The organism is Frigoribacterium sp. VKM Ac-2859 (genome assembly GCF_013204925.1).
Taxonomy (GTDB): Bacteria; Actinomycetota; Actinomycetes; order Actinomycetales; family Microbacteriaceae; genus Frigoribacterium.
Map to the genome: position 1 here is coordinate 481,973 of NZ_JABMLC010000002.1, position 22,879 is coordinate 504,851.

The window sequence follows — 22,879 nt, forward strand, 5'->3', positions numbered from 1 at the left end:
CGGGCGGCTTACGATGGAGGGCTCATGATCCCCACCATCACGTATCCCGCCGAGCTGCCGGTCAGCCAGAGGCGCGACGACATCGCCGCGGCGATCCGTGACAACCAGGTCGTCATCGTCGCGGGCGCCACCGGTTCGGGCAAGACGACCCAGCTGCCCAAGATCTGCCTCGAGCTCGGCCGGACCAAGATCGGCCACACCCAGCCGCGCCGCATCGCGGCCCGCACCATCAGCGAGCGCATCGCCGAAGAACTCGGCGACGAGGTCGGCGGCGTGGTCGGCTACCAGGTGCGGTTCACCGACAAGGTCGGTGCCGACACGCAGATCAAGCTGATGACCGACGGCATCCTGCTGAACGAGATCCACTTCGACCGCGAGCTCGAGCGCTACGACACGATCATCATCGACGAGGCCCACGAGCGCAGCCTGACCATCGACTTCCTGCTCGGGTACCTCAAGCAGCTGTTGCCCCGCCGCCCCGACCTCAAGCTCATCATCACGAGCGCCACGATCGATCCCGAGTCGTTCTCGAAGCACTTCGGCGACGCGCCCATCGTCGAGGTCTCGGGTCGCACCTACCCGGTCGAGGTCCGCTACCGACCGCTCGTGGCCGACGACACCACGAGCGACGACGACGACCTCGACGACGACGACCGCCCCGCGGGTCGCCAGGGCGACCGTCAGGAGGCGCGGGCCGGCGACCGCAGGCAGCGCGCCGACGACAAGGACTACCTGCAGGGCATCAACGAGGCCCTCGACGAGCTCGCCCGCGAGTCGAGCGGCGACGTCCTCGTCTTCCTCAGCGGAGAGAACGAGATCCGTGACGCCGAGGAGAGCATCCGCGGCCGCAACCTGCCGTTCACCGAGGTGCTGCCGCTCTACGGCCGGTTGAGCGCCGCCGACCAGCACCGGGTCTTCCAGCCCAGCACGACCGCGGGCACCCGGCGCCGCATCGTCCTCGCGACCAACGTCGCCGAGACCAGCCTCACCGTGCCCGGCATCAAGTACGTGATCGACGCCGGCATGGCCCGCATCAGCCGCTACTCGACCCGGGCCAAGGTGCAGCGCCTGCCGATCGAGGCCATCTCGCAGGCGAGCGCCAACCAGCGGTCGGGCCGCTCCGGTCGCACGAGCAGCGGCATCGCGATCCGCCTCTACAGCGAGACCGACTTCGAGAAGCGCCCCGAGTTCACCGAGCCCGAGATCCTGCGGACCAACCTCGCCGCGGTCATCCTGCAGATGATCTCCCTGAACCTCGGCGACATCGCCGCCTTCCCCTTCCTCCAGCCGCCCGACTCGCGCGGCATCAAGGACGGACTCGACCTGCTGCGCGAGCTCGGCGCCGTCACCCAGGGCGGCCAGATCACCCGGGTCGGCAAGCAGCTCACGCGACTGCCGATCGATCCGCGCCTCGCCCGCATGGTCGTCGAGTCCAAGACGCAGGGCACGACGCGCGAGGTGCTCGCCATCGTCTCGGCCCTGAGCATCCAGGACCCCCGCGAGCGTCCCCTCGAGCGGCGTGCCCAGGCCGACGAGAAGCACTCGCGCTTCCGCGACCCCAAGGGCGACTTCCTCACGCTGCTCAACCTGTTCGAGTACCTCGAGGACAAGCAGAAGGAGCTCAGCGGCAACGCCTTCAAGCGTCTGTGCCGCGACGAGTTCCTCAACTACCTGCGCATCCGCGAGTGGCAGGACGTCTACCGCCAGCTCAGCCGCGCGGCCAGGCCCCTCGGCCTGCACATCGGCGAGCGCAGCGCGAACCCCGACGGCGTCCACCGCAGCCTGCTGGCCGGCCTGCTCAGCCAGATCGGCCTGTTCGACCCGCAGAAGAGGGACTTCGTCGGCGCCCGCCAGACGAGGTTCCTGATCTTCCCGGGCAGCAGCCTCGCGAAGAAGCCGCCGGCGGCCGTGATGACCGCCGAACTCGTCGAGACCAGTCGCCTGTTCGCCCGCGTCGCCGGCTCGATCGACCCGGCGTGGGCCGAACCGCTGGCGCCCGACCTGGTCAAGCGCAGCTACGGCGAACCCCACTGGGAGAAGAAGCAGGGCGCCGTCGTCGCCTACGAGCGCGTCACGCTCTACGGGGTGCCGATCGTCGAGCGACGACGCATCCAGTTCTCGCGCATCGACCCCGCCTACGCCCGCGAGCTGTTCATCCGGCACGCGCTGGTCGAGGGCGACTGGGAGGGGCACCAGGCCTTCGAGCAGAAGAACCGGCAGCTCATCCGCGAGCTCACCGAGGTCGAAGAGCGCACGCGCCGCCGCGACATCCTGGTCGACGGCGACGCCGCGTTCGAGTTCTTCCAGCGGCGCATCCCGGCCGACGTCGCGAGCATGCGCGACTTCGAGGGCTGGTGGCGCAAGGCCAAGGTCGACACGCCCGACCTGCTCACCATGACCGCCGCCGACCTGCTCGGGGACGACGAACCCGACGTCGACGAACAGGGTTTCCCGAGCACGTGGCAGCAGGGCGACCAGACGTTGACCCTGCGCTACAAGTTCGAGCCGGGGGCCGACGACGACGGCGTGACCGTGATCGTTCCGCTGCCGCTGCTGCCGCGCCTCCGTCCGGTCGGCTTCGACTGGCAGGTGCCGGGGTTGCGCGACGAGCTCGTCACGTCGCTCATCAAGTCGCTGCCGAAGCAGATCCGCAAGAACGTGGTGCCCGCCGCCGACTGGGCGTCGAAGATCACGGACGAGCTGCCCGACGCACCTCCGGCCGACGTCGACGAGCCGTTCACGGCGACCGTGGCCGCGGCGATCAAGAAGCTCACCTACACGCCCGTATCGACCGACGACTTCGACCTGCACCGCGTGCCCGCGCACCTGCGGGTCACGTACGCCGTGGTCGACGAGCGGGGCCGCACGGTCGGGGCCGACAAAGACCTCGACGCGCTCCAGCACCGGCTGCGCGACGCCACGCGCGACAGCGTCGCGCGCGTCACACAGGGCGGCGGGCGCGACGAGCGCGGCCGGGGCCGGGGTCGCGGACGAGGAGGCGCGGGGGGCGACGCCACGCCCGTCACGCCTCGCCCCACGAGCTCGATCGAGCGCGAGGGCCTGACGTCGTGGGACTTCGACGAGCTCCCCGCGGTCGTCGACACCCGCCACGGCGACACCGTGATCCGGGCCTACCCGGCGTTGGTCGACCACGGCGACTCGGTCTCGATCACGTTGATGGCGACGCCCGCCGACCAGGCCCTCGCGACGCCGAAGGGCGTGCGGCGCCTGCTGATGCTGGCGACCCCGTCGCCCGTGGCCTACGTGCAGCAGCACCTGACGAGCGCCGAGAAGCTCATCCTCGCGACGAGCCCGTACCAGAACACGTCGGCGCTCTTCGCGGACTGCCTCGTGGCCGTCGTCGACGACGTGCTGTTCCGCGTCAAGCCCGACGGCATGGTGATGACGAAGAAGGAGTTCCTCTCGACCCGCGACCGTGTCTCGGGGGCCGTGATGGACCAGATGTTCCAGACCGTCTCGCTCGTCGCCCGCACGCTGACCGCCGCCCGCGACGCCGACAAGGCCCTGAAGGGTGCGACCTCGATGACCCTGCTCGCGGCGCTGACCGACATGCGGCAGCAGCGGGATCGCCTGATCCGTCCGGGCTTCGTGTCGCAGACCGGGCTCCAGCAGCTCCAGCGGGTGCCGGTGTACCTCGTGGGCATCACGAAGCGCACGGCGAAACTGCTCGAGAACCCCGGGCGGGACCGCGTCTGGCTCAGCGAGGTGCAGCAGGCGACCGAGCGGTACGAGGCCGCGGGCGGGACGTTCCCGCCCGCCGACACCGCGCCTCCTGCGCTCGTCCGCGCCCGGTGGATGATCGAGGAGTTCCGCCTCAGCTTGTTCGCACAAGACCTGCGGCCGAGCGAGAGCGTCTCGCTGCAGCGCATCGTCAAGGTGCTCGCCTCCGCCTGAGCGCCTGCCGCCACTAGCCTGAACGCATGCGCGCGACGGTGAAGGACGTGGCGGCACTCGCCGGGGTGTCGCCGAAGACCGTCTCCAACGTGATCAACGGCGTCGTCTTCGTCCGGCCCGACACCCGCACCCGGGTCGAGAGCGCGCTGGCCGAACTCGACTACGTGCCGAACCTCAGCGCGCGTGGCCTGCGCACCGGGCGCACCGGGTCGATCGCGCTGGCGTTCCCCGACCTGAGCACCCCGTACAGCGCCGAGATGACGCACTGGTTCGTCGAACAAGCGCACGAGCGCGGCTGGTCGATCCAGCTCGAGCAGACCGGCTCGCGGCCCGAGCGCGAGGGCGAGCTGCTCTCGCGCGGCAAGGAACACCTCGTCGACGGCCTCGTCCTCAACCCGATCACGCTCGACGCCAGCGCCCTGTCGTCCGCCGGCAGCGGCTCCGGCACCGGCACCGGCACCGGCACCGGGGCCGCCGACTCGCTGCCGCCCGTGGTCGTCATCGGCGAGGTCGAGCAGACCCTCGTCGACCAGGTGCGCGTCGACAGCGTCGCCGCGGCCCGCGACATGACGGCCCACCTGATCGCCGCCGGACACCGCCGCATCGCCACCCTCGGCGACTCGGCCGGCGAGTTCGACACGGCCACGGCGCGCGCCCGCACCCGCGGCTTCGAGCAGGCCATGGCCGAGGCCGGCCTGCCCCTCGACCACGCGCTGCAGTACTCGTGCCCGGAGTGGACCTCGGCCGACGCCTTCTCGGTCGTCCGGGCGGCCGTCGAGCGCGGCGACCGGCCCGACGCGATCTTCTGCTTCACCGACTCGCTCGCCATCGGCGCCGTCAGCGCGCTGACGTCGGCGGGCCTGCGGGTCCCCGACGACGTCGCGGTCGCCGGTTTCGACGACATCGTCGACGGGAGGTTCTCCGTGCCGCCGTTGACGACCGTCACCTTCGACAAGCGCCTCTTCGTCGACCGCACCCTCGAACTGCTCGCGGCCCGCATCGCCGACCGGCAGGGCGCGGCCGAACTCGTGATCGTCCCCCACGAGATCGTCGTGCGCGCCAGCACCCGCGGCCGCGCCTGACACCACGAGGTGGGCACGACGCCAGAAGAGAGCCTGGCGCCGTGGCCATGTCCTGGCGGTGTGCCGGAAACCTCTTGCGCATCCGTTACAACGATGGAATAGTCGCTCTCGTCACGCATCACGAAGGAGTGAAGATGACCGAGAACCATCGGACGACCCCGGCACCGCGTCCGGGCACCACCGCCGGCACCGCCACCCCCCGCGGCCTCAGCCGCCGCAGCATGTTGCTCGGCTCGGCCGCCCTCGTCGGCGGGGCGTTCGTCGCCACGGGCCTCTCGGGCTGTGCGCCCGGGGCGGTCACCGGCTCGGGCACGGACGTCGCGCAGCTGAAGTTCTGGCACCTGCTCAGCGGCGGTGACGGCATCAAGATGTCGGCGCTGATCGACCAGGCCAACGAGCAGAACCCGGGGTTCCACGCGACGCAGACCGTGCTCGCCTGGGGCACGCCGTACTACACGAAGCTCGCCATGGCCTCGGCCGGCGGTCGCGCGCCGGACGTGGCGATCATGCACGCCTCGCGCGTGCCCGGCTACGCCCCCGGCGGCCTGCTCGACCCGTGGGACGTCGAGAAGCTCGCGTCGTACGGAGTCCGCGAAGAGGACTTCGCCGAGGCCGTGTGGAAGAAGGGCTTCAACGGCGGCGACCTCTACTCGGTCGCCCTCGACTCGCACCCGTTCATCCTGTTGTACAACACCGACATCGCCGCCCAGGCGGGTGCCCTCGGCCCCGACGGCAAGCTCGTCGAGATCACCAGCCCCGAGCAGTTCCTCGAGGTCGCGAACGCCATGCAGCAGGTGACCGGCAAGCACGGCGCCTCGTGGGGCTACCTCAACGACGGCGCGCAGCTGTGGCGCATGTTCTACACGTTCTACAAGCAGCAGGGCGCCGACATGGTGCTGAAGGAGGGCGGCACGGTCGAGTACGACGAGCAGGCCGCCGTCACCGCGCTCCAGTTCATGCAGCAACTCACGGACGGCACGGCGATGGCCACGGCCAGCGACATCCAGTCGGGCATCGCCGAGTTCGTCAGCGGCGAGAGCGGCATGCTCTTCACCGGCGTGTGGGAGGTCCCGAGCGCCGAGAACGCGGGCATCCCGTTCGACGGCAGCATCATCCCGACGCTCTTCGGCACGCCGGCCGTCTACGCCGACTCGCACGCGTTCGTGCTGCCGAGGCAGAGCGAGGTCGACGACGTCAAGCGCGAGGACGTCTACAAGATGGTCTCGACCATCCTGAAGGACTCCATCTCCTGGGCCGCGGCCGGGCACATCCCGGCCTACCTGCCGATCGTCGAGAGCCCCGAGTACGCCGAGCTGCGACCGCAGGCGAACTACGCCGAGGCGGCGGACTACCTGAACTACGACCCGCCCGCCTGGTTCACCGGCTCGGGCTCGGACTTCCAGACGTACTTCCTCGACTCGATCCAGTCCGTGATCCTCGCCAAGGACGACGCGGCCGACGGCATGCGTCGGTTCGTCGCGCGAGTCAACACGCAGCTGTCGCGGCCGGCTCCGGTGTGACCGTCGTGCCCTCCCCCACGCCGACGCGGCACCGCCGCCCCGTCCGCCCGACACCGCCCTCCTCCCCCTCCGCACGACCCGACCATCACGACGACGAAGGAGTCGATCTGTGACCTCCACCACGGTCAAGGCCCCCCGGGCCACCGCCGAGCGCGCGCGGTCCGACGCCCGCGCGACCGACCGCAGCCGCGCCTCCCGCAAGCGGACCGGCCCCTCCGACAACCGCATCGGCTGGGGCTTCGCCGCTCCGTTCACCGTGCTCTTCGCGGTGTTCCTGGTCTGGCCGCTGCTCCACGGCTTCTACCTGAGCTTCACCGGCCAGAGCCTGACCGGCCAGGGCGGCGAGCTGATCGGCGTCGCCAACTACGCCGAGGCCTTCGCCGACGGCGACATGTGGCGTTCGATGCTCAACACGCTGTGGTTCACGGTGCTCAGCACGATCCCGCTCGTCGTCGTCGCGCTGGTGCTCGCCATCCTCGTCAACACCGGGCTGCCGGGTCAGTGGCTCTGGCGGCTGAGCTTCTTCCTGCCGTACCTGCTCGCCTCGACGGTCGTCTCGCTGTTCTGGATCCAGCTCTACAGCCCCACCCTCGGCCCGATCAACAACGTGCTCGGCACACTGGGGCTGCCGCAACCCGCCTGGCTGCAGGACCCCGACACCGCCATGATCGCCGTGGTGGCGACCACCGTCTGGTGGACGGTCGGCTTCAACTTCCTGCTGTACCTCGCCGCCCTGCAGAACATCCCCGACCAGCAGTACGAGGCCGCGTCGCTCGACGGCGCCGGACGCTGGCGGTCGCTGCTGTCGATCACCATCCCGCAGCTCGGCCCGACCACCGGCCTGATCGTCATCCTCCAGGTGCTCGCCTCGCTGAAGGTCTTCGACCAGATCTACCAGATGACCACCGGCGGACCGGCGGGCAGCACCCGCTCGGCCGTGCAGTACATCTTCGACACCGGCTTCACCGGCTACCGCTTCGGCTACTCGTCGGCGATCTCGTACATCTTCTTCGCGGTCATCGTCGTCATCTCGATCGCACAGTTCAGCATCACGGCCCGCAACCGCAAGGGAGCCCAGAAGTGACCGCCCCCGCCCTCGCCCCCATGTCCGACCTGCGGGCCCCCACGGCCGCCCGGGGCCGGAAGGGCCACAAGCCCGGCCAGAAGCCGTTCGGCCCGATGGCCGTGATCAGCGTGGCCATCCTGGTCGTGCTCGCCGTCCTCTGGCTGCTGCCGTTCCTGTGGTCGCTCGCCACCTCGTTCAAGAGCGAGACCGACGCCGCGGCGACGCCCCAGACCTGGATCCCGGCCGGCGGCTTCACGCTGGACGCCTACCGTGGGGTGCTCGAACAGGGCAACATCCCGGTGTGGCTGTTCAACAGCCTGTTCACCTCGATCGTCATCACGCTGATCGTCGTGGCCACCTCGGCCCTCGTCGCCTACGCCTTCTCGCGCCTCGACTTCCGCGGCAAGAAGTGGCTGTACGTCGCGACGATCGCGTCGATCATCATCCCGCCGCAGGTGCTGATCGTGCCGCTGTTCTACCAGATGCTCGCCTTCGACATGGTCGACACGTACTGGGGCATCATCCTGCCGCAGGCGATCGCCCCGGCGATGGTGTTCGTGCTGAAGAAGTTCTTCGACCAGGTGCCGATCGAGCTCGAGGACGCCGCCCGCGTCGACGGCGCGGGGCGCATCCGGGTCTTCTTCACGATCCTGCTGCCGCTGTCGCGCCCCATCCTCGGCGCGGTGTCGATCTTCGTGTTCATCGGCGCCTGGAACAACTTCCTGTGGCCGTTCATCGTCACGAACGACGCGTCGCTGCTCACCCTGCCGGTCGGCCTGCAGACCATCGAGAGCGCCTACGGCATCCAGTACGCGCAGAACATGGCCGCCGCGGTCCTCGCCGCCCTGCCGCTCATCCTGGTGTTCCTGTTCTTCCAGCGGCAGATCATCAAGGGCATCTCGACCACCGGGTTCGGAGGTCAGTGATCCGACCGCCCCGGACGCGACCGCCCTGCCGCACCGCGCCTCCTCGTCCCCACCGCACGCACGCCGATCCCCTCACCTAGGAGACCCATGTCCACCGCCCGCATCACCGTCGACCGCGAGTTCACCATCGGCCCGGTCCCCCGCCGCCTGTTCGGCTCGTTCGTCGAGCACATGGGCCGCTGCGTCTACACCGGCATCTACGAACCCGGTCACCCCACCGCCGACGAGAACGGCTTCCGCCAGGACGTCCTCGACCTCACCAAGGAGCTCGGCGCCACCGTCATCCGCTACCCCGGCGGCAACTTCGTCTCGGGGTACAACTGGGAGGACGGCGTCGGCCCGGTCGACCAGCGCCCCCGTCGCCTCGACGGCGCCTGGCACACCGTCGAGACCAACGCCTTCGGCCTGCACGAGTTCGTCGCGTGGTCGAAGCTCGCCGGCACCGAGGTGATGGAGGCCGTCAACCTCGGCACCCGGGGCGTCGACGCCGCCCGGGAGCTCGTCGAGTACGCCAACCACCCCGGCGGCACCGCGCTGAGCGACCGCCGCATCGCCAACGGCGCCAAGGACCCCTTCGACATCAAGCTCTGGTGCCTCGGCAACGAGCTCGACGGCCCGTGGCAGATCGGCCACAAGACGGCCACCGAGTACGGCCGCCTGGCCCAGGAGGCCGCCAAGGCCATGAAGTTCGTCGACGACTCGATCGAGCTGGTCGCCGTCGGCAGCTCGGGCCGCGGCATGCCCACCTTCGGCACCTGGGAGCACGAGGTCCTGACGCACGCCTACGACGAGGTCGACTACGTGTCGATGCACGCCTACTACCAGGAGCACGACGGCGACGCGAAGAGCTTCCTCGCGACGGCCGTCGACATGGACGCGTTCATCGAGGAGGTCGTGTCGACGATCGACGGCGTCAAGGCCGCCGGAAAGCACACGAAGCAGGTCGACATCTCGTTCGACGAGTGGAACGTCTGGTACCAGACGGGCCTCGACTCGGACGACCAGCCGCACAACGTGTCGAAGGGCTGGCGCGAGCACCCCCGGCTGATCGAGGACCAGTACAACGTCACCGACGCGGTCGTGGTCGGCACCTTCCTCAACTCGCTGCTGCGTCACGGCGACCGGGTCAAGATCGCCAACCAGGCGCAGCTCGTCAACGTCATCGCGCCGATCCGCAGCGAGGCCGGCGGGCCCGCGTGGCGTCAGTCGATCTTCTGGCCGTTCGCCCGCATGGCCGCGCTCGCCACCGGGCAGATCCTGCGCACCCTCGTCACGAGCGACAAGGTCGACACCGAGAAGTACGGCGACGCCGACCTGGTCGACGTCAGCGCCACCTACGACGAGGAGGCCGGCACGGTCGCGTTCTTCCTCGCCAACCGCGGTCTCGACGAGGCGGCCGACGTCGAGGTCGCCCTGCGCGGCTTCAGCGGCGGACGCGTCACCCGCGCCGAGGTCCTGGCCGTCCCCGAGGGCGGCGACCGCTTCTCGTCCAACACCGAGAACGCGCAGGACACCGTGGGCCTCGTGCCGCTGACCGGCGTCACGGTCGACGGCGGTACCGCGCGCCTCCGCCTGCCCGCCCTCTCGTGGGCGGTCGTCGAGCTCGAGGTCGGCAAGGCCTGACCCACGGCACGACCGCAGGAGGCGCGGTGCCGGTCACGACCGGCACCGCGCCTCCTGCGTCCGGTCGCGTCGACGCCCCGGATCAGCCGCGGGGCTTGAAGAGGCGGGCGATGCTGTCGCGCACCGACTCCTCGATGGTGTCGGTGAAGCCGTTCGAGAAGCCCAGGGCGTCGGCAGGGGCCGACGCGGCCGTCATCGACTCGACGACGCGCTGACCGTGGTGGGCACGCGCCTCGCGCACCGAGCCGAAGCCGAGGCCGAGGTCGACGGCCGCCTGGGCGAGGAGCGCCTCGCGGGCGTCGTCGGTGCTGGTCTGTGCCTCGGCGAGCGCGAGCACGGACAGGTCGTCCACGCCGTCGTCCACCCATCGGGCCGCACGCCCCGGCAGCACGCCGGAGGGCAACAGGCCGAGACGGCGCTGTGCCTCGCTGTCGCGGATCTCGGCGCGGGCGACGGACGGGCCACGGGGAGTCGGGTCGGGGTTCACGACGATCACGATACCGGTGGGCATCCCGGAGCGGCTGCCCCGCCTTCGGGTCGCGCTCAGCTGAACAGGCGCGTCGGGGTCGTGACGTCGAGCTCGCCGGCGCGCAGGTCGTCCCCCGTCAGGTCGTCGCGCGCGTCGCCGTCGTCGAGGGTCTGCTCGATGCGCCCCTTCTCGGCGATGCTCGAGCGGATCAGCGGCAGGCCGCGCTGGATCGCGTGGCGGATGCGCTCCTGCAGCAGAGGGGCCGTGACCGCGTACTTCTCCGCGCCTCCGGTCGCCGTGAAGTCGGTCGTGTGCGCGTAGACGCCCAGCGGCAGGGTGAGGGCCTGGAAGAACCCGAACAGCGGTCGCAACGCGTGCTCGATGATCAGCGCGTGGCGCTCGCTCCCCCCGGTCGCGGCGAGCAGCACGGGCACGTCCACGAGCGCGTACTGCTCGACGAAGTCGAACAAGTGCTTGAACAGCCCGGTGAAGGAGGCGCGGTAGACGGGCGAGGCGACGATCAGCAGGTCGGCGGTCTCGATGGCCACCAGCTCGCGCTCGACCCGCTCGTCGAGCTGGTCCCGGGTGAGCGCGCCGGCGAACAGGGGGCCGAGTTCGCTGACCCGGATGACGTGCGCCTCGATCGGCAGGACGTCGCCCAGCGCCGTCACGATCTCGTGCACGAGGGCGTCGGTCTTCGACGGCGTGCTGAGGGTGCCGGACACCGCGACGACCCGCAGGGGACGGGTCGGACGCGGGGACGAAGGGGTCGGAGGCAGCGAGGAAGTCATCCCCTCCATGCTGCGCCCGAGGCCGACGTAACAGAGGGTGTGTGACGGATCGTGACGTGCGACAGTGTTCCGGTGACACATCAACCACTGCAGGAGGGGTTCGATCCGGCCGCCCATGGCTTCGACCCCGCACGACCCGATTCCGACCTCGCCGCCTCGTTCGGGCTGGCCGCCGACGTCTACGAGAGGGGTCGCCCGTCGTACCCCCTCGACGCCGTCGACTGGCTGCTGCCCGAGGGCGCCTGTCACGTGGTCGACCTGGGGGCGGGCACGGGCAAGCTCACCCGTCTGCTGCTCGACCGTGCCCCGTCGGTCACGGCCGTCGAGCCGTCGCCGGGCATGCGCGCGACCCTCGAGCAGGTCGTCCCCGGGGCGACGTCGGTCGCCGGGTCGGCCGAGGACATCCCCCTCGGCGACGACTCGGTGGACGCCGTCCTCGTCGCGCAGGCCTGGCACTGGGTCGACCCCGACCGCGCCGTGCCCGAGATCGCCCGCGTCCTGCGTCCCGGCGGCACCCTCGGCCTCGTCTGGAACATCCGCGACGAGTCCGTGCCGTGGCTGGCGGAGCTCAGCCGGGTGATGCGTCAACCCCGCGAGCGCGACATGGGGTCGGACGCCCCCGTCGTCGGTGCGCCGTTCGGCACCGTCGAGCGGTACGACGTCCCCTGGGTGCACGAGCTGGGTCGCGACGAGTTCCTCGCCATGATCGCGTCGCGCAGCTACGTCATCACGCTCTCGCCCGACGACCGCGCGGCCCTGCTGCGCGACGTCGAGCGGCTGCTCGACACGCACCCGGACACCCGCGGCGCCGACCTCATCCGCCTGCCCTACGTGGCGCGGTGCTCGCGGGCCGTCCTGCCCGGCTGAGTCGCGCCTCGTCGGCACCCACCCTGCGAGCCCGCCTCGTCGTCCCCCACCCTGCGAGCCCGCCTCGTCGTCCCCCACCCTGCGAGCCCGCCTCGTCGTCCCCGGACGCGGGCGGGCCTGCAGGGCACGGGCAGCACGCACGAATAGGGTCGGGTCATGGACCAGGAGGCGCGGCTCGTCACGGTCGACCACGCCTGGTCGGGCCGGTGGTCCGGTCGCAGCCTGTTGCGCCTCGACGCCCACGGCGTGGTCTTCGCCGGATCGGCCGACGCGCACGACGCCGACACCCTGGCCGGCGCCGAGCTGCCCCACGTGCCGGGCACCGTGCTGGCCCCCTTCACCGACTCGCACGTCCACCTCGGCCTGATCGACGCCACGCAGCTGCCCGTCGGCGGCATCTCGCGGGTCGTCGACCTCGGGTGGGACCCGACGGTCGCCTCCGGCTGGCTCGGCCGGTCCGGTCGCGACGGCTGGCCCGAGGTGGCGATCGCCGGCGGGTTGATCACGGCGCCGGGCGGGTACCCGAGCCAGGCGGGCTGGGCGCCGCCCCGCGCCTCCCTCCCGGTCGGCGGCCTCCGCGCCTCGACCCGGCTGCGCCGCGCGGCCCGGCTCGTCGAGCAGCAGCATGCCCTCGGCGCCTCGATCGTCAAGGTCGCCCTGAACTCCGACGTCGGCCCCGTCCTCGACGACGCGACGCTGGGCGCCGTCGTCGACGCCGCGCACGGGCTCGACCTGCCCGTGGTCGCCCACGTCCAGGGCGTCGGCCAGGCGGCACGCGCGGCCGACGCCGGGGTCGACCGGCTCGCCCACACGCCCTTCAGCGAACGGCTCGACGACGACCTGATCGCCCGGCTGGCCGCGTCCACGACGTGGGTGAGCACGCTCGACATCCATGGCTACGGTCTCGGTGGGGTCGCGCACGAGACGGCCGTCGACAACCTGTCGCGGTTCCGTGCCGCCGGGGGCCGGGTGCTCTACGGCACCGACCTCGGGAACGGCGACCTTCCGCTCGGGGTGAACGAACGCGAGCTGCGCGCGATGGGTCGGGCCGGCTTCGGGCTGGCCGGCCTGCTCGACGCCCTCGCCCCCGACGTCGCCGGGCCCACCGGCGGTGCGCGCCTGCCGTTCACCCGCGTGACCTGGATCGCCGACGCGCCCCGCGCCTCCGCGTCCTCCGACGAACGGGCCGCCTGGCTCGCCCGCGCGACCGCACTGACCGCCGACGAACTGCTCGCCGTCGCCCTCGAGGAGAAGACCCGATGACCGATCCGCTCGCCTACCCCGTCGACGCCACCGACCCCGACGAGCAGGCCTCGGCGCATCCCGCCGGCCCGCTCGACGCCGCCGACCCGCTGGCGTCGTTCGTCGACCGGTTCGTGCCGGCCGTCGACGTGGTGTCGTACCTCGACGGCAACTCGCTCGGGCGGCCCGTGACCGCCACGCTGTCGCGACTGTCCGAGTTCGTCGAGGGCGCGTGGGGCACGCGGTTGATCCGCTCGTGGGACGAACGCTGGATGGCCCTGCCGACCGAGCTCGGCGACCGCATCGCGGCGGCCTGCCTCGGTGCCGCCCCGGGCCAGACCGTCGTGGCGGACTCGACGACCGTGCTGCTCTACAAGGCGATCCGTGCGGGCCTGCGGGCTCGGCCCGACCGCCACGAGATCGTCATCGACGACGACCAGTTCCCGACCGACCGCTTCGTCGTCGAGGGCATCGCCCGCGAGCACGGGGCCACGATCCGCTGGATCGCCGTCGACAAGGCGACCGGCGTGACCGTGTCGCAGGTGCGCGACGTCGTGGGGCCCGACACCGCACTCCTGCTGGTGAACCACGTGTCGTACCGGTCGGGCTGGTTGGTCGACCTGCCCGCGATCACGACGCTCGTGCACGAGGCGGGCGGTCTCGTGCTGGCCGACCTCTGCCACAGCGTCGGCGTCGTGCCGATGCAGCTCGACGAGTGGGGCGTCGACCTCGCCGTCGGCTGCACCTACAAGTACCTGAACGGTGGGCCGGGAGCTCCCGCGTTCGTCTACGCCCGCGCCTCGCTGCTGCCCGAGCTCGACCAGCCGATCCAGGGGTGGATGGGCGCCGCCGACGTGTTCGCCATGGCCGACGGGTACCAGCCGGCGACCGGCATCCGGCGGTTCATCAGCGGCACTCCCCCGGTGATGGGCATGCTCGCGATGCACGACATGCTCGACCTGATCGACGAGGCCGGCATCGATGCCATCCGGTCGAAGTCGCTCGCCCTGACCGACTACGCCTTCGACCTCGTCGACGCCTGGCTCGTGCCGCTCGGGGTGACCGTCGCGACTCCTCGCGAACCGGACCGCCGCGGCAGCCACGTCACGATCACGCACGACTCGTTCCGGTCGATCGTGGCGCGGCTCTGGGAGGCCGGCGTCGTGCCGGACTTCCGCAACCCCGACGCCCTGCGCATCGGACTGTCGCCGCTCAGCACCTCGTTCGCCGAGGTGCGGATCGGCATCGCCGCGATCCGTGCGGCGCTGCTCGCCGACTGAGGCCGAGCGAGGTCGGACCGGACGCAGAACAGGCGCCGCCCGGGATGGGCGACGCCTGCTGCGTGGTGCGGGGGTGGGTCAGAAGTCCCAGTCCTCGTCTTCGGTGTTGACGGCCTTGCCGATGACGTACGACGAACCCGACCCCGAGAAGAAGTCGTGGTTCTCGTCGGCGTTCGGCGAGAGAGCGGACAGGATCGCCGGGTTCACGTCGGTCGTCTCTTTGGGGAACATCGGCTCGTAGCCGAGGTTCATCAGCGCCTTGTTGGCGTTGTAGTGCAGGAACTTCTTGACGTCTTCGCTGAGGCCGACGCCGTCGTAGAGGTCTTGCGTGTACTGGATCTCGTTCTCGTAGAGCTCGAAGAGAAGGTTGAACGTGTAGTCCTTGATCTCTTGCTTGCGCTCGTCCGAGGCGCCTTCGAGACCCTTCTGGAACTTGTAGCCGATGTAGTACCCGTGCACGGCCTCGTCGCGGATGATGAGGCGGATGAGGTCGGCCGTGTTGGTCAGCTTGGCGCGCGACGACCAGTACATCGGCAGGTAGAAGCCGCTGTAGAACAGGAACGACTCGAGCAGCGTCGAGGCGACCTTGCGCTTCAGAGGGTCGTCGCCCGTGTAGTAGTCGAGGACGATCTGGGCCTTCTTCTGCAGGTTGACGTTCTCGGTCGACCAGCGGAAGGCGTCGTCGATCTCGGGGGTCGACGCGAGGGTCGAGAAGATCGACGAGTAGCTCTTGGCGTGCACCGACTCCATGAACGCGATGTTCGTGTAGACGGCTTCTTCGTGCGGGGTGATCGCGTCGGGGATCAGGCTGATCGCGCCGACGGTGCCCTGGATGGTGTCGAGCAGCGTCAGGCCGGTGAAGACCCGCATCGTCATCTGCTGCTCTTCGGGCGTGAGGGTGTTCCACGACTGGACGTCGTTCGACAGCGGGATCTTCTCGGGCAGCCAGAAGTTGTTGACCAGCCGGTTCCAGACCTCGACGTCCTTGTCGTCGTGGATGCGGTTCCAGTTGATCGCACTGACCGACGAGATCAGCGGGACCGACTTGCCGGTGGCGTGGACCGGATCGGTGAGGGTCATGACGTGCCTTTCAGGAGCAGGAGTGTGAGTTCAGGAGGCGCGGGCCGGTCGTCGAGACCGGCCCGCGCCGGGTGGCGCAAGGACTCGAGGCGCAGGACCTAGAGCATGCAGCTGACGCAGCCGTCGACCTCGGTGCCCTCGAGCGCGAGCTGGCGGAGACGGATGTAGTAGATCGTCTTGATGCCCTTGCGCCATGCGTAGATCTGCGCCTTGTTGATGTCGCGCGTGCTCGCCGTGTCTTTGAAGAACAGCGTGAGCGACAGGCCCTGGTCGACGTGCTGCGTCGCCGCGGCGTAGGTGTCGATGATCTTCTCGGGCCCGATCTCGTAGGCGTCGGTGTAGTACTCGAGGTTGTCGTTCGTCATGAACGGCGCCGGGTAGTACACGCGACCGAGCTTGCCCTCTTTGCGGATCTCGATCTTCGACGCGATCGGGTGGATCGACGACGTCGAGTGGTTGATGTACGAGATCGACCCGGTCGGCGGCACGGCCTGGAGGTTCTGGTTGTAGATGCCGTGCTGCATGATGCTGGCCTTGAGCGCGAGCCAGTCGTCCTGCGTGGGGATGGCGACGCCGGCGTCGGCGAACAGTGCCGCCGCCCGCTCGGTCTCGGGCTTCCACTCGGTCTCGGTGTACTTGTCGAAGAAGGTGCCCGACGCGTAGGTCGAGTCCTCGAAGCCGCCGAAGGTGACGCCACGCTCGATAGCGATGGTGTTCGAGGCGCGCAGGGCGTGGAACAGCACCGTGTAGAAGTAGATGTTCGTGAAGTCGATCGCCTCGGGCGTGCCGTAGTGCACCCGCTCGCGGGCGAGGTAGCCGTGCAGGTTCATCTGGCCGAGGCCGATGGCGTGCGACTGGTCGTTGCCGACCTCGATCGAGCGGACCGACGTGATGTGGCTCATGTCGCTGACGGCGCTGAGGCCACGGATCGCGGTCTCGACGGTCTTGCCGAGGTCGGGGGCGTCCATCGACAGGGCGATGTTCATCGAGCCGAGGTTGCAGCTGATGTCCTTGCCGATCTCGTTGTACGAGAGGTCTTCGTTGAAGGTCGTCGGCGTGTTGACCTGCAGGATCTCGGAGCACAGGTTCGACATGTTGATGCGACCCTTGATCGGGTTCGCCTTGTTGACCGTGTCCTCGAACACGATGTAGGGGTAACCCGACTCGAACTGGATCTCGGCGATCGTCTGGAAGAAGTCGCGCGCCTTGATCTTGGTCTTCTTGATGCGCGAGTCGGCGACCATCTCGCGGTACTTCTCGCTGATCGCGACGTCGCCGAAGGGAACGCCGTAGACCTTCTCGACGTCGTACGGCGAGAAGAGGTACATGTCTTCGTTGTTCTTCGCGAGCTCGAACGTGATGTCGGGCACGACGACGCCGAGGGACAGCGTCTTGATGCGGATCTTCTCGTCGGCGTTCTCACGCTTGGTGTCGAGGAACCGCATGATGTCGGGGTGGTGTGCGCTGAGGTACACCGCACCGGCACCCTGGCGGGCACCGAGCTGGTTGGCGTAGCTGAAGCTGTCTTCGAGCAGCTTCATGACGGGGATGATGCCCGACGACTGGTTCTCGATCTGCTTGATCGGGGCGCCGGCCTCGCGGATGTTCGAGAGCGACAGGGCGACGCCGCCACCGCGCTTCGACAGCTGCAGCGACGAGTTGATGCCGCGCGAGATGGACTCCATGTTGTCTTCGATGCGCAGCAGGAAGCAGCTGACGAGCTCGCCGCGCTGGGCCTTCGCCGTGTTGAGGAAGGTCGGCGTGGCCGGCTGGAACCGGCCCGCGATGATCTCTTCGACGAGGTCGACGGCGAGCTTCTCGTCGCCCTGGGCGAGGCCGAGGGCGGTCATGACGACGCGGTCCTCGAAGCGCTCGAGGTAGCGCTTGCCGTCGAACGTCTTGAGCGTGTACGAGGTGTAGTACTTGAACGCGCCGAGGAAGGTCTGGAAGCGGAACTTCTTCGAGTAGGCGAGGTCGTTCAGCTTCTCGATGAAGGCGAAGTCGTACTGCTCGATGGTGGCGAGCTCGTAGTACTCGTTCTCGACGAGGTAGTCGAGACGCTCACGCAGGTTGTGGAAGAAGACCGTGTTCTGGTTGACGTGCTGCAGGAAGTACTGCTTCGCCGCCTCGCGGTCCTTCTCGAACTGGATCTCGCCGGACGGACCGTAGAGGTTCAGCATCGCGTTCAGGGAGTGGTAGTCCATCCCCGAGCTGAGACCCTGCCCCGGGGCGGCGATCACTTCGAGGTCATCGACTGCTGCGTCCAAAATTCTTCCAATCCTGTGTGTACGGCTTGTACGTCGTCTGGTGTTCCGAAGACTTCGAAACGGTAGAGAAGGGGAACGTCGCACTTGGCGGCGACGATGTCACCGGCCAGGCAGTAGCCCTCTCCGAAGTTGGTGTTGCCCGCCGCGATCACGCCTCGGATGAGGCGCCGGTTGCCCTCGTCGTTGAGGAACCGGATGACCTGCTTCGGGACGGCGCCTCGTCCTTCGCCGCCACCGTAGGTCGGCAGGACGAGGACGTAGGGGTCACGGACGTGGAGCGGCGGCTCGGACGGGAACAGCGGGATGCGCCGGGCCGGCAGACCGAGCTTCTTGACGAAGCGGTCGGTGTTGCCCGAGACGCTCGAGAAGTAGACGAGTTCGTTCGTCATGACGAGTCCTCGCCTCCGACGTTGTGTGGGCCCGAGCCCCGGGTCATCCGACTGGTGGGGCGCTGTGCGCCGGGTCGACTAGTCGACCTTGGCGGCCAGCGCCGCGATCTTGTCGGGGCGGAAACCGCTCCAGTGGTCGTCGTCGGCGATGACCACGGGGGCCTGCATGTAGCCGAGGGCGCGGACCTTCTCGAGGGCGGCGTCGTCGGCCGTGACGTCGAGCACGTCGTACTCGATGCCCTTGTTGTCGAGGGCTCGGTAGGTGGCCGTGCACTGGACGCAGGACGGCTTGGTGTAGACGGTGATGGCCATGGGATCCCCTGTGTTCTGGCCGGCCCCTGAGGCCGGATCGGTGGTTCGTGAGCCTGCGGGTCGTGGTGCCCGTGGCGACTCCTCGATACTACATCTAGTGGCCCGGGGTTGCCCCCACAACTAGATGCGGTGTTACACGCCTGTAGTTCGTCTCGCAGAGTTGTCCACAGGGAACCGCACACGTTTTGCACAGAACGAGGGCGGTTCTCCCCGGTTCTGCGCCGTTCTCCACATGTTCGTCCCCACCACCGACACTCGTCGACGGATGTCCCCAGTTCGGGACCACGGCGTGTCGCGGACCGCGGACCCACTCGTAGACTTGTCCCCTCGTGAGCACCTATTCGACCCTGCTGAAGACGCCCGGCGTCTCGCGCATCATCGCGGCCCAGCTGACCGCGCGCTTCCCGTTCGGCATGCTGTCGCTCGCGTTCCTGCTGCACGTCGAGCACGTCCACCACTCGTACGCCGCGGCCGGTCTCGTCCTCGCGGCGACGAGCATCGGTCAGGCGATCTCGGGGCCGCTCACCAGCCGGTGGATGGGCCGCTGGGCGATGCGCCCCGTGCTCACCCTGACCCTGGTGGTCTGCCTCATCACGATGGTCACCTTCACCCTGTACGACTTCTCGGTGCCGGTGTTCATGGCGCTCGGCTTCGTGACGGGCCTCAGCGTGCCTCCCGTCCAGCCGGCCGTCCGCACCATCTACCCGAAGATGGTCACCTCGAACCAGCTCACCCCCCTCTTCTCCCTCGACGCGTCCGCGCAAGAGATCATCTGGGTCGCCGGTCCGGTCATCACGACCTTCGTCGGCACGCAGGTCGGCACGCGAGAGGCGATCTGGCTCGCGGCCGCGTTCCTGGTCGGCGGCGGCATCTGGTTCATCGCCTCGCCCGAGGTCGGACGCGTCCGCATCCCCCGCAGCAAGCGGGCCTTCGGCAAGGTGCTGGCCCGGCCGACCGTGCTGCTCGCGACCGTCGCCGGGTTCCTGCTCATCGGCGCCTGCGCCGCGGTCGAGGCCGGCGTCGTCGCGCTCTTCGGCGAGGGGAGCGCCGACTCGGGCATCGCCCTGGCGATCTTCGCCGCGGGGTCGCTGGTCGGCGGTCTCGCCCTCGGGCACGTCCCGGTCGGCCCGTGGGCGCTCGCCCGCCGCATCGCCATCGTGTTCGTGGGCATGACCCTCGCGATCTTCGCGACGGGCCTCTGGCCGATCAGCATCACGCTGCTGATCGCGGGCGTCGGCATCGCACCCGCCCTGGCCGTGATGTTCGCGATCGTCTCGTCGAGCGTGAAGTTCAGCGACACGGCCGAGGCCTACGGCTGGGCCGGCACCGGCCAGCTGATCGGCTCGGCCCTGGGTTCGGCCATCGCCGGCTTCGCGATCGACCACGTCGGCGGCCAGGGCGGGCTCATCGTCGCCGCCTGCTTCGCCTTCGTCGGCATGATCGTCGGGGCCGCGTTCCACAAGGCGCTGCCCGACCTCCGCGGCCGTGACGCCAGCCCCCTGCCCGACACCGAACCGGTGCCGGTCCAGACGAGCTGACCCGCGCCTCCTCGTCCATCGGTCGACGGGCCCGGCACGCACCGTTCACCGGACGGTCGCCCGCCGCGTGCGACACGCGTCGGGCGGTCGCTGGCAGAGTTGGGGCATGCCCTCCATCGACGTGCCCCAGATCACCCTCAACGACGGCCGCACGATCCCCCAGCTCGGCCTCGGCGTCTACAAGGTCGCCGACGACGAGGCCGAGCGGGTCGTCGAGACCGCCCTCGCCGAGGGGTACCGCCACCTCGACACGGCCGAGTTCTACGCCAACGAGCGGGGCGTGGGCCGGGCCCTGCGGGCCTCGGGCGTGCCGCGCGACGAGGTGTTCCTCACGACCAAGGTCTGGAACACCGCGCACGGCTACGACGAGACGCTCCGCTCGTTCGACGAGAGCCTGACGAAGCTCGGCACCGACCACGTCGACCTCTACCTCATCCACTGGCCGGCTCCGCGGCAGGACAAGTACGTCGAGACCTACCGCGCGCTCGAGACGATCCGGGCCGAGGGCCGCGCGCTCTCGATCGGCGTGAGCAACTTCCAGATCGCGCACCTCGAGCGCCTGATGGCCGAGACCGACGTCGTGCCGGCCATCAACCAGGTCGAGGCGCACCCGTGGTTGCAGCAACGCGAGCTGCGCGACTTCGACGCCACCCACGGCATCGTCACCGAGGCGTGGTCGCCGCTGGCGCGAGGGCGCATCCTGGACAACGCCGCCCTGGTGCGCATCGGTGCGAAGCACGGGGTCACCCCGGCCCAGGTGACGATCCGCTGGCACCTGCAGCAGGGCCTCGTCGTGATCCCGAAGTCGGTCACTCCGTCGCGCATCCGCGCCAACCTCGACGTCTTCGGCTTCGAGCTCGACGCCGGCGACCTCGCCGCCGTCGCGGGCATCGAGACGGGCGAGCGCACCGGGTCGCACCCCGACCACAACGGCTGACACGGGCGGGCGCCACCCCACCGGGCGATCGCCGACACCCCCGCAGGAGGCGCGGGTCCGGTCGGTCGCGCCCGGCACGTTACCGTGGACCGGCAACCCGTCGACGCAAGGAGCACCCCGCATGACCATCACCGCCGCAGCAGACGGATCGGCCCTCGGCAACCCCGGCCCCGCCGGATGGGCCTGGTACGTCGACGACGAGCGGTGGGCGGCCGGCGGCTGGCCGCGTGCCACCAACAACCAGGGCGAGCTCACCGCCGTGCTCGAGCTGCTGCGCGCCACGGCCGGAACCGACGACGACCTGCACATCCTGTGCGACAGCCAGTACACGATCAAGGCCTGCACCGAGTGGATGCCCGGCTGGAAGCGCAAGGGATGGCGGAAGGCCGACGGCAAGCCCGTGCTCAACGTCGAGATCCTCAAGGAGCTCGACGCCGCCCTGGCCGGGCGGAAGGTGCGCTTCGAGTGGGTCCGCGGCCACGTCGGCCACGAGATGAACGAGGCGGCCGACGTGCGGGCCCGGGGCGCGGCCACGGCGTTCCAGAACCGCACCGACGTGCCGTCCGGGCCCGGCTGGCCGGGGGCACCGGTCGCCACGACCGACCCGATCGCGGCGCCGGCGACCCCGCCCGCGCCTCCGGCGACGCTCTTCTGACGCGCCCCGCCCGCACCGCACCGCACCGCACCGCGAATCGTGCACCGCACCTGATCTAGACGCGGTGCCGTGCACGAATCGCGGTGCCGCACCGCGCAAGGCAAGCAGCGCAGCGCCGCGCGGCTACATCGAGGGGTGCGTGCTCGACAGCCCGCCGTCGACGACGAACTGGGCGCCCGTCGAGAAGGCCGAGTCGTCGCTCGCGAGGTGCAGGGCGAGCCCGGCGACCTCGTCGGGCTTGGCGAGTCGACCCCGCGGGCTCATCGCGCGGAACGCGTCGAGCACCTGCGGCTGGGCCTCGACCTGACGGCGGAACAGGGCGGTGTCGGTCGGGCCGGGGTGGAGCGAGTTGATGCGGATGTTCCAGCCCTCCTGGGCGGCGTGTGCGGCACTCGACCGGGTGAGCCCGACCAGCGCGTGCTTGCTCGCCGTGTAGGCCGCGTCGTCACCGAAGCCGAGGAAGGACGTCGCCGGAGCCAGGTTGATGATCGACCCGCCCTCGCCGTCGGGGTTCGCGCGCATCTGTTCGATGGCGAAGCGCGTGCCGAGCATGACGCCGGTGACGTTGACCGCGAAGACGCGGTTCCAGCTCTCGAGCTGGGTGACGTCGATCGACTGACCCGAGACGATGCCGGCGTTGTTGACCAGCACGTCGAGTCGGCCGTAGTGCTCGGCGATGCGGTCCATGACGCGCTTCCAGTCGCCGCCGTTGGCGACGTCGTGCTGCACGAACTCGGCCCCCGTCTCGGCGGCCACGGCCGCCCCGTCGACGATGTCGGTCGCGACGACCCGGGCCCCCTCTTCGGCGAACCGGCGGACGATCGCCTCGCCGATGCCCGAGGCTGCCCCGGTGACGATGGCGACTTTGCCGGACAGACGAGACATGGCGACCTCTTCGTGGTGGAACGCGGGTGGAGCTG

19 protein-coding genes are annotated in these 22,879 nt (G+C 69.8%); 12 read left to right on the plus strand and 7 right to left on the minus strand.

Annotated features, from left to right (window positions below; translation table 11 throughout):
* The first annotated feature begins 24 nt into the window (after nt 1-24).
* From hrpA to HQQ78_RS10145, 6 genes are all read left to right on the plus strand, one after another.
* Nucleotides 25-3,915, plus strand: a complete 3,891-nt coding sequence (hrpA, locus tag HQQ78_RS10120) for an ATP-dependent RNA helicase HrpA (RefSeq protein WP_173152958.1) — start codon at nt 25-27, stop codon at nt 3,913-3,915.
* 26 nt (nt 3,916-3,941) lie between these two features.
* Nucleotides 3,942-4,997 carry a LacI family DNA-binding transcriptional regulator gene (locus HQQ78_RS10125; protein ID WP_173152961.1) on the plus strand — a complete coding sequence of 352 codons (1,056 nt, stop codon included), beginning with the start codon at nt 3,942-3,944 and terminating at the stop codon, nt 4,995-4,997.
* Between the two features lie 134 nt (nt 4,998-5,131).
* Nucleotides 5,132-6,517 carry an extracellular solute-binding protein gene (locus tag HQQ78_RS10130; protein ID WP_123571746.1) on the plus strand — a complete coding sequence of 462 codons (1,386 nt, stop codon included), beginning with the start codon at nt 5,132-5,134 and terminating at the stop codon, nt 6,515-6,517.
* Nucleotides 6,518-6,743: 226 nt separating this feature from the next.
* Nucleotides 6,744-7,601: a carbohydrate ABC transporter permease gene (locus HQQ78_RS10135; protein ID WP_043593482.1), complete on the plus strand. Its 858-nt coding sequence runs from the start codon at nt 6,744-6,746 to the stop codon at nt 7,599-7,601.
* Nucleotides 7,602-7,621: 20 nt separating this feature from the next.
* A complete protein-coding gene (locus HQQ78_RS10140) occupies nt 7,622-8,509 on the plus strand; it encodes a carbohydrate ABC transporter permease (RefSeq protein WP_173154783.1) in 888 nt (295 codons plus the stop codon).
* A gap of 87 nt (nt 8,510-8,596) precedes the next feature.
* Nucleotides 8,597-10,132: an alpha-N-arabinofuranosidase gene (locus HQQ78_RS10145; RefSeq protein ID WP_056048936.1), complete on the plus strand. Its 1,536-nt coding sequence runs from the start codon at nt 8,597-8,599 to the stop codon at nt 10,130-10,132.
* Between the two features lie 82 nt (nt 10,133-10,214).
* On the opposite strand, the gene HQQ78_RS10150 is transcribed toward HQQ78_RS10145, so the two are convergent.
* Nucleotides 10,215-10,643 carry a hypothetical protein gene (locus HQQ78_RS10150; RefSeq protein WP_056048939.1) on the minus strand — a complete coding sequence of 143 codons (429 nt, stop codon included), beginning with the start codon at nt 10,641-10,643 and terminating at the stop codon, nt 10,215-10,217.
* 32 nt (nt 10,644-10,675) lie between these two features.
* Nucleotides 10,676-11,392: an FMN reductase gene (gene msuE, locus HQQ78_RS10155; RefSeq protein WP_173152964.1), complete on the minus strand. Its 717-nt coding sequence runs from the start codon at nt 11,390-11,392 to the stop codon at nt 10,676-10,678.
* A gap of 72 nt (nt 11,393-11,464) precedes the next feature.
* Here msuE and HQQ78_RS10160 point away from each other — a divergent pair, with 72 nt between their 5' ends.
* The 3 genes from HQQ78_RS10160 to HQQ78_RS10170 all read left to right on the plus strand — a co-directional run bounded on the left by HQQ78_RS10160 (nt 11,465) and on the right by HQQ78_RS10170 (nt 14,781).
* Nucleotides 11,465-12,259, plus strand: a complete 795-nt coding sequence (locus HQQ78_RS10160) for a class I SAM-dependent methyltransferase (RefSeq protein WP_371740472.1) — start codon at nt 11,465-11,467, stop codon at nt 12,257-12,259.
* 156 nt (nt 12,260-12,415) lie between these two features.
* On the plus strand, nt 12,416-13,522 hold the full coding sequence (locus HQQ78_RS10165; protein ID WP_173152967.1) for an amidohydrolase: 1,107 nt from the start codon (nt 12,416-12,418) through the stop codon (nt 13,520-13,522).
* Nucleotides 13,519-14,781, plus strand: a complete 1,263-nt coding sequence (locus tag HQQ78_RS10170) for a kynureninase (RefSeq protein WP_173152970.1) — start codon at nt 13,519-13,521, stop codon at nt 14,779-14,781. The genes HQQ78_RS10165 and HQQ78_RS10170 overlap by 4 nt, the downstream gene beginning before the upstream one ends.
* A 78-nt stretch (nt 14,782-14,859) precedes the next feature.
* Here the strand turns inward: HQQ78_RS10170 and nrdF are convergent, their stop codons facing one another.
* From nrdF to nrdH, 4 genes are all read right to left on the minus strand, one after another.
* Complete coding sequence (gene nrdF, locus HQQ78_RS10175; RefSeq protein WP_056048952.1) at nt 14,860-15,861, minus strand: class 1b ribonucleoside-diphosphate reductase subunit beta; 1,002 nt, start codon at nt 15,859-15,861, stop codon at nt 14,860-14,862.
* 98 nt (nt 15,862-15,959) lie between these two features.
* A complete protein-coding gene (gene nrdE, locus HQQ78_RS10180; protein WP_123571747.1) occupies nt 15,960-18,065 on the minus strand; it encodes a class 1b ribonucleoside-diphosphate reductase subunit alpha in 2,106 nt (701 codons plus the stop codon).
* Between the two features lie 32 nt (nt 18,066-18,097).
* A complete protein-coding gene (nrdI, locus tag HQQ78_RS10185) occupies nt 18,098-18,517 on the minus strand; it encodes a class Ib ribonucleoside-diphosphate reductase assembly flavoprotein NrdI (protein ID WP_056048957.1) in 420 nt (139 codons plus the stop codon).
* A 78-nt stretch (nt 18,518-18,595) separates the two neighbouring features.
* Entirely contained in the window at nt 18,596-18,829 is a 234-nt protein-coding gene (gene nrdH, locus HQQ78_RS10190; RefSeq protein WP_043596549.1) for a glutaredoxin-like protein NrdH, read from the minus strand.
* A gap of 329 nt (nt 18,830-19,158) precedes the next feature.
* Here nrdH and HQQ78_RS10195 point away from each other — a divergent pair, with 329 nt between their 5' ends.
* From HQQ78_RS10195 to HQQ78_RS10205, 3 genes are all read left to right on the plus strand, one after another.
* Complete coding sequence (locus tag HQQ78_RS10195; protein ID WP_056048960.1) at nt 19,159-20,367, plus strand: MFS transporter; 1,209 nt, start codon at nt 19,159-19,161, stop codon at nt 20,365-20,367.
* 106 nt (nt 20,368-20,473) lie between these two features.
* Nucleotides 20,474-21,304, plus strand: a complete 831-nt coding sequence (locus HQQ78_RS10200; protein ID WP_056048963.1) for an aldo/keto reductase — start codon at nt 20,474-20,476, stop codon at nt 21,302-21,304.
* A 121-nt stretch (nt 21,305-21,425) separates the two neighbouring features.
* Nucleotides 21,426-21,959, plus strand: a complete 534-nt coding sequence (locus HQQ78_RS10205; RefSeq protein ID WP_056048966.1) for a ribonuclease H — start codon at nt 21,426-21,428, stop codon at nt 21,957-21,959.
* 123 nt (nt 21,960-22,082) lie between these two features.
* Here HQQ78_RS10205 and HQQ78_RS10210 read toward each other — a convergent pair whose 3' ends face one another.
* Entirely contained in the window at nt 22,083-22,844 is a 762-nt protein-coding gene (locus HQQ78_RS10210; protein WP_173152973.1) for an SDR family NAD(P)-dependent oxidoreductase, read from the minus strand.
* Between the last annotated feature and the right edge of the window lie 35 nt (nt 22,845-22,879).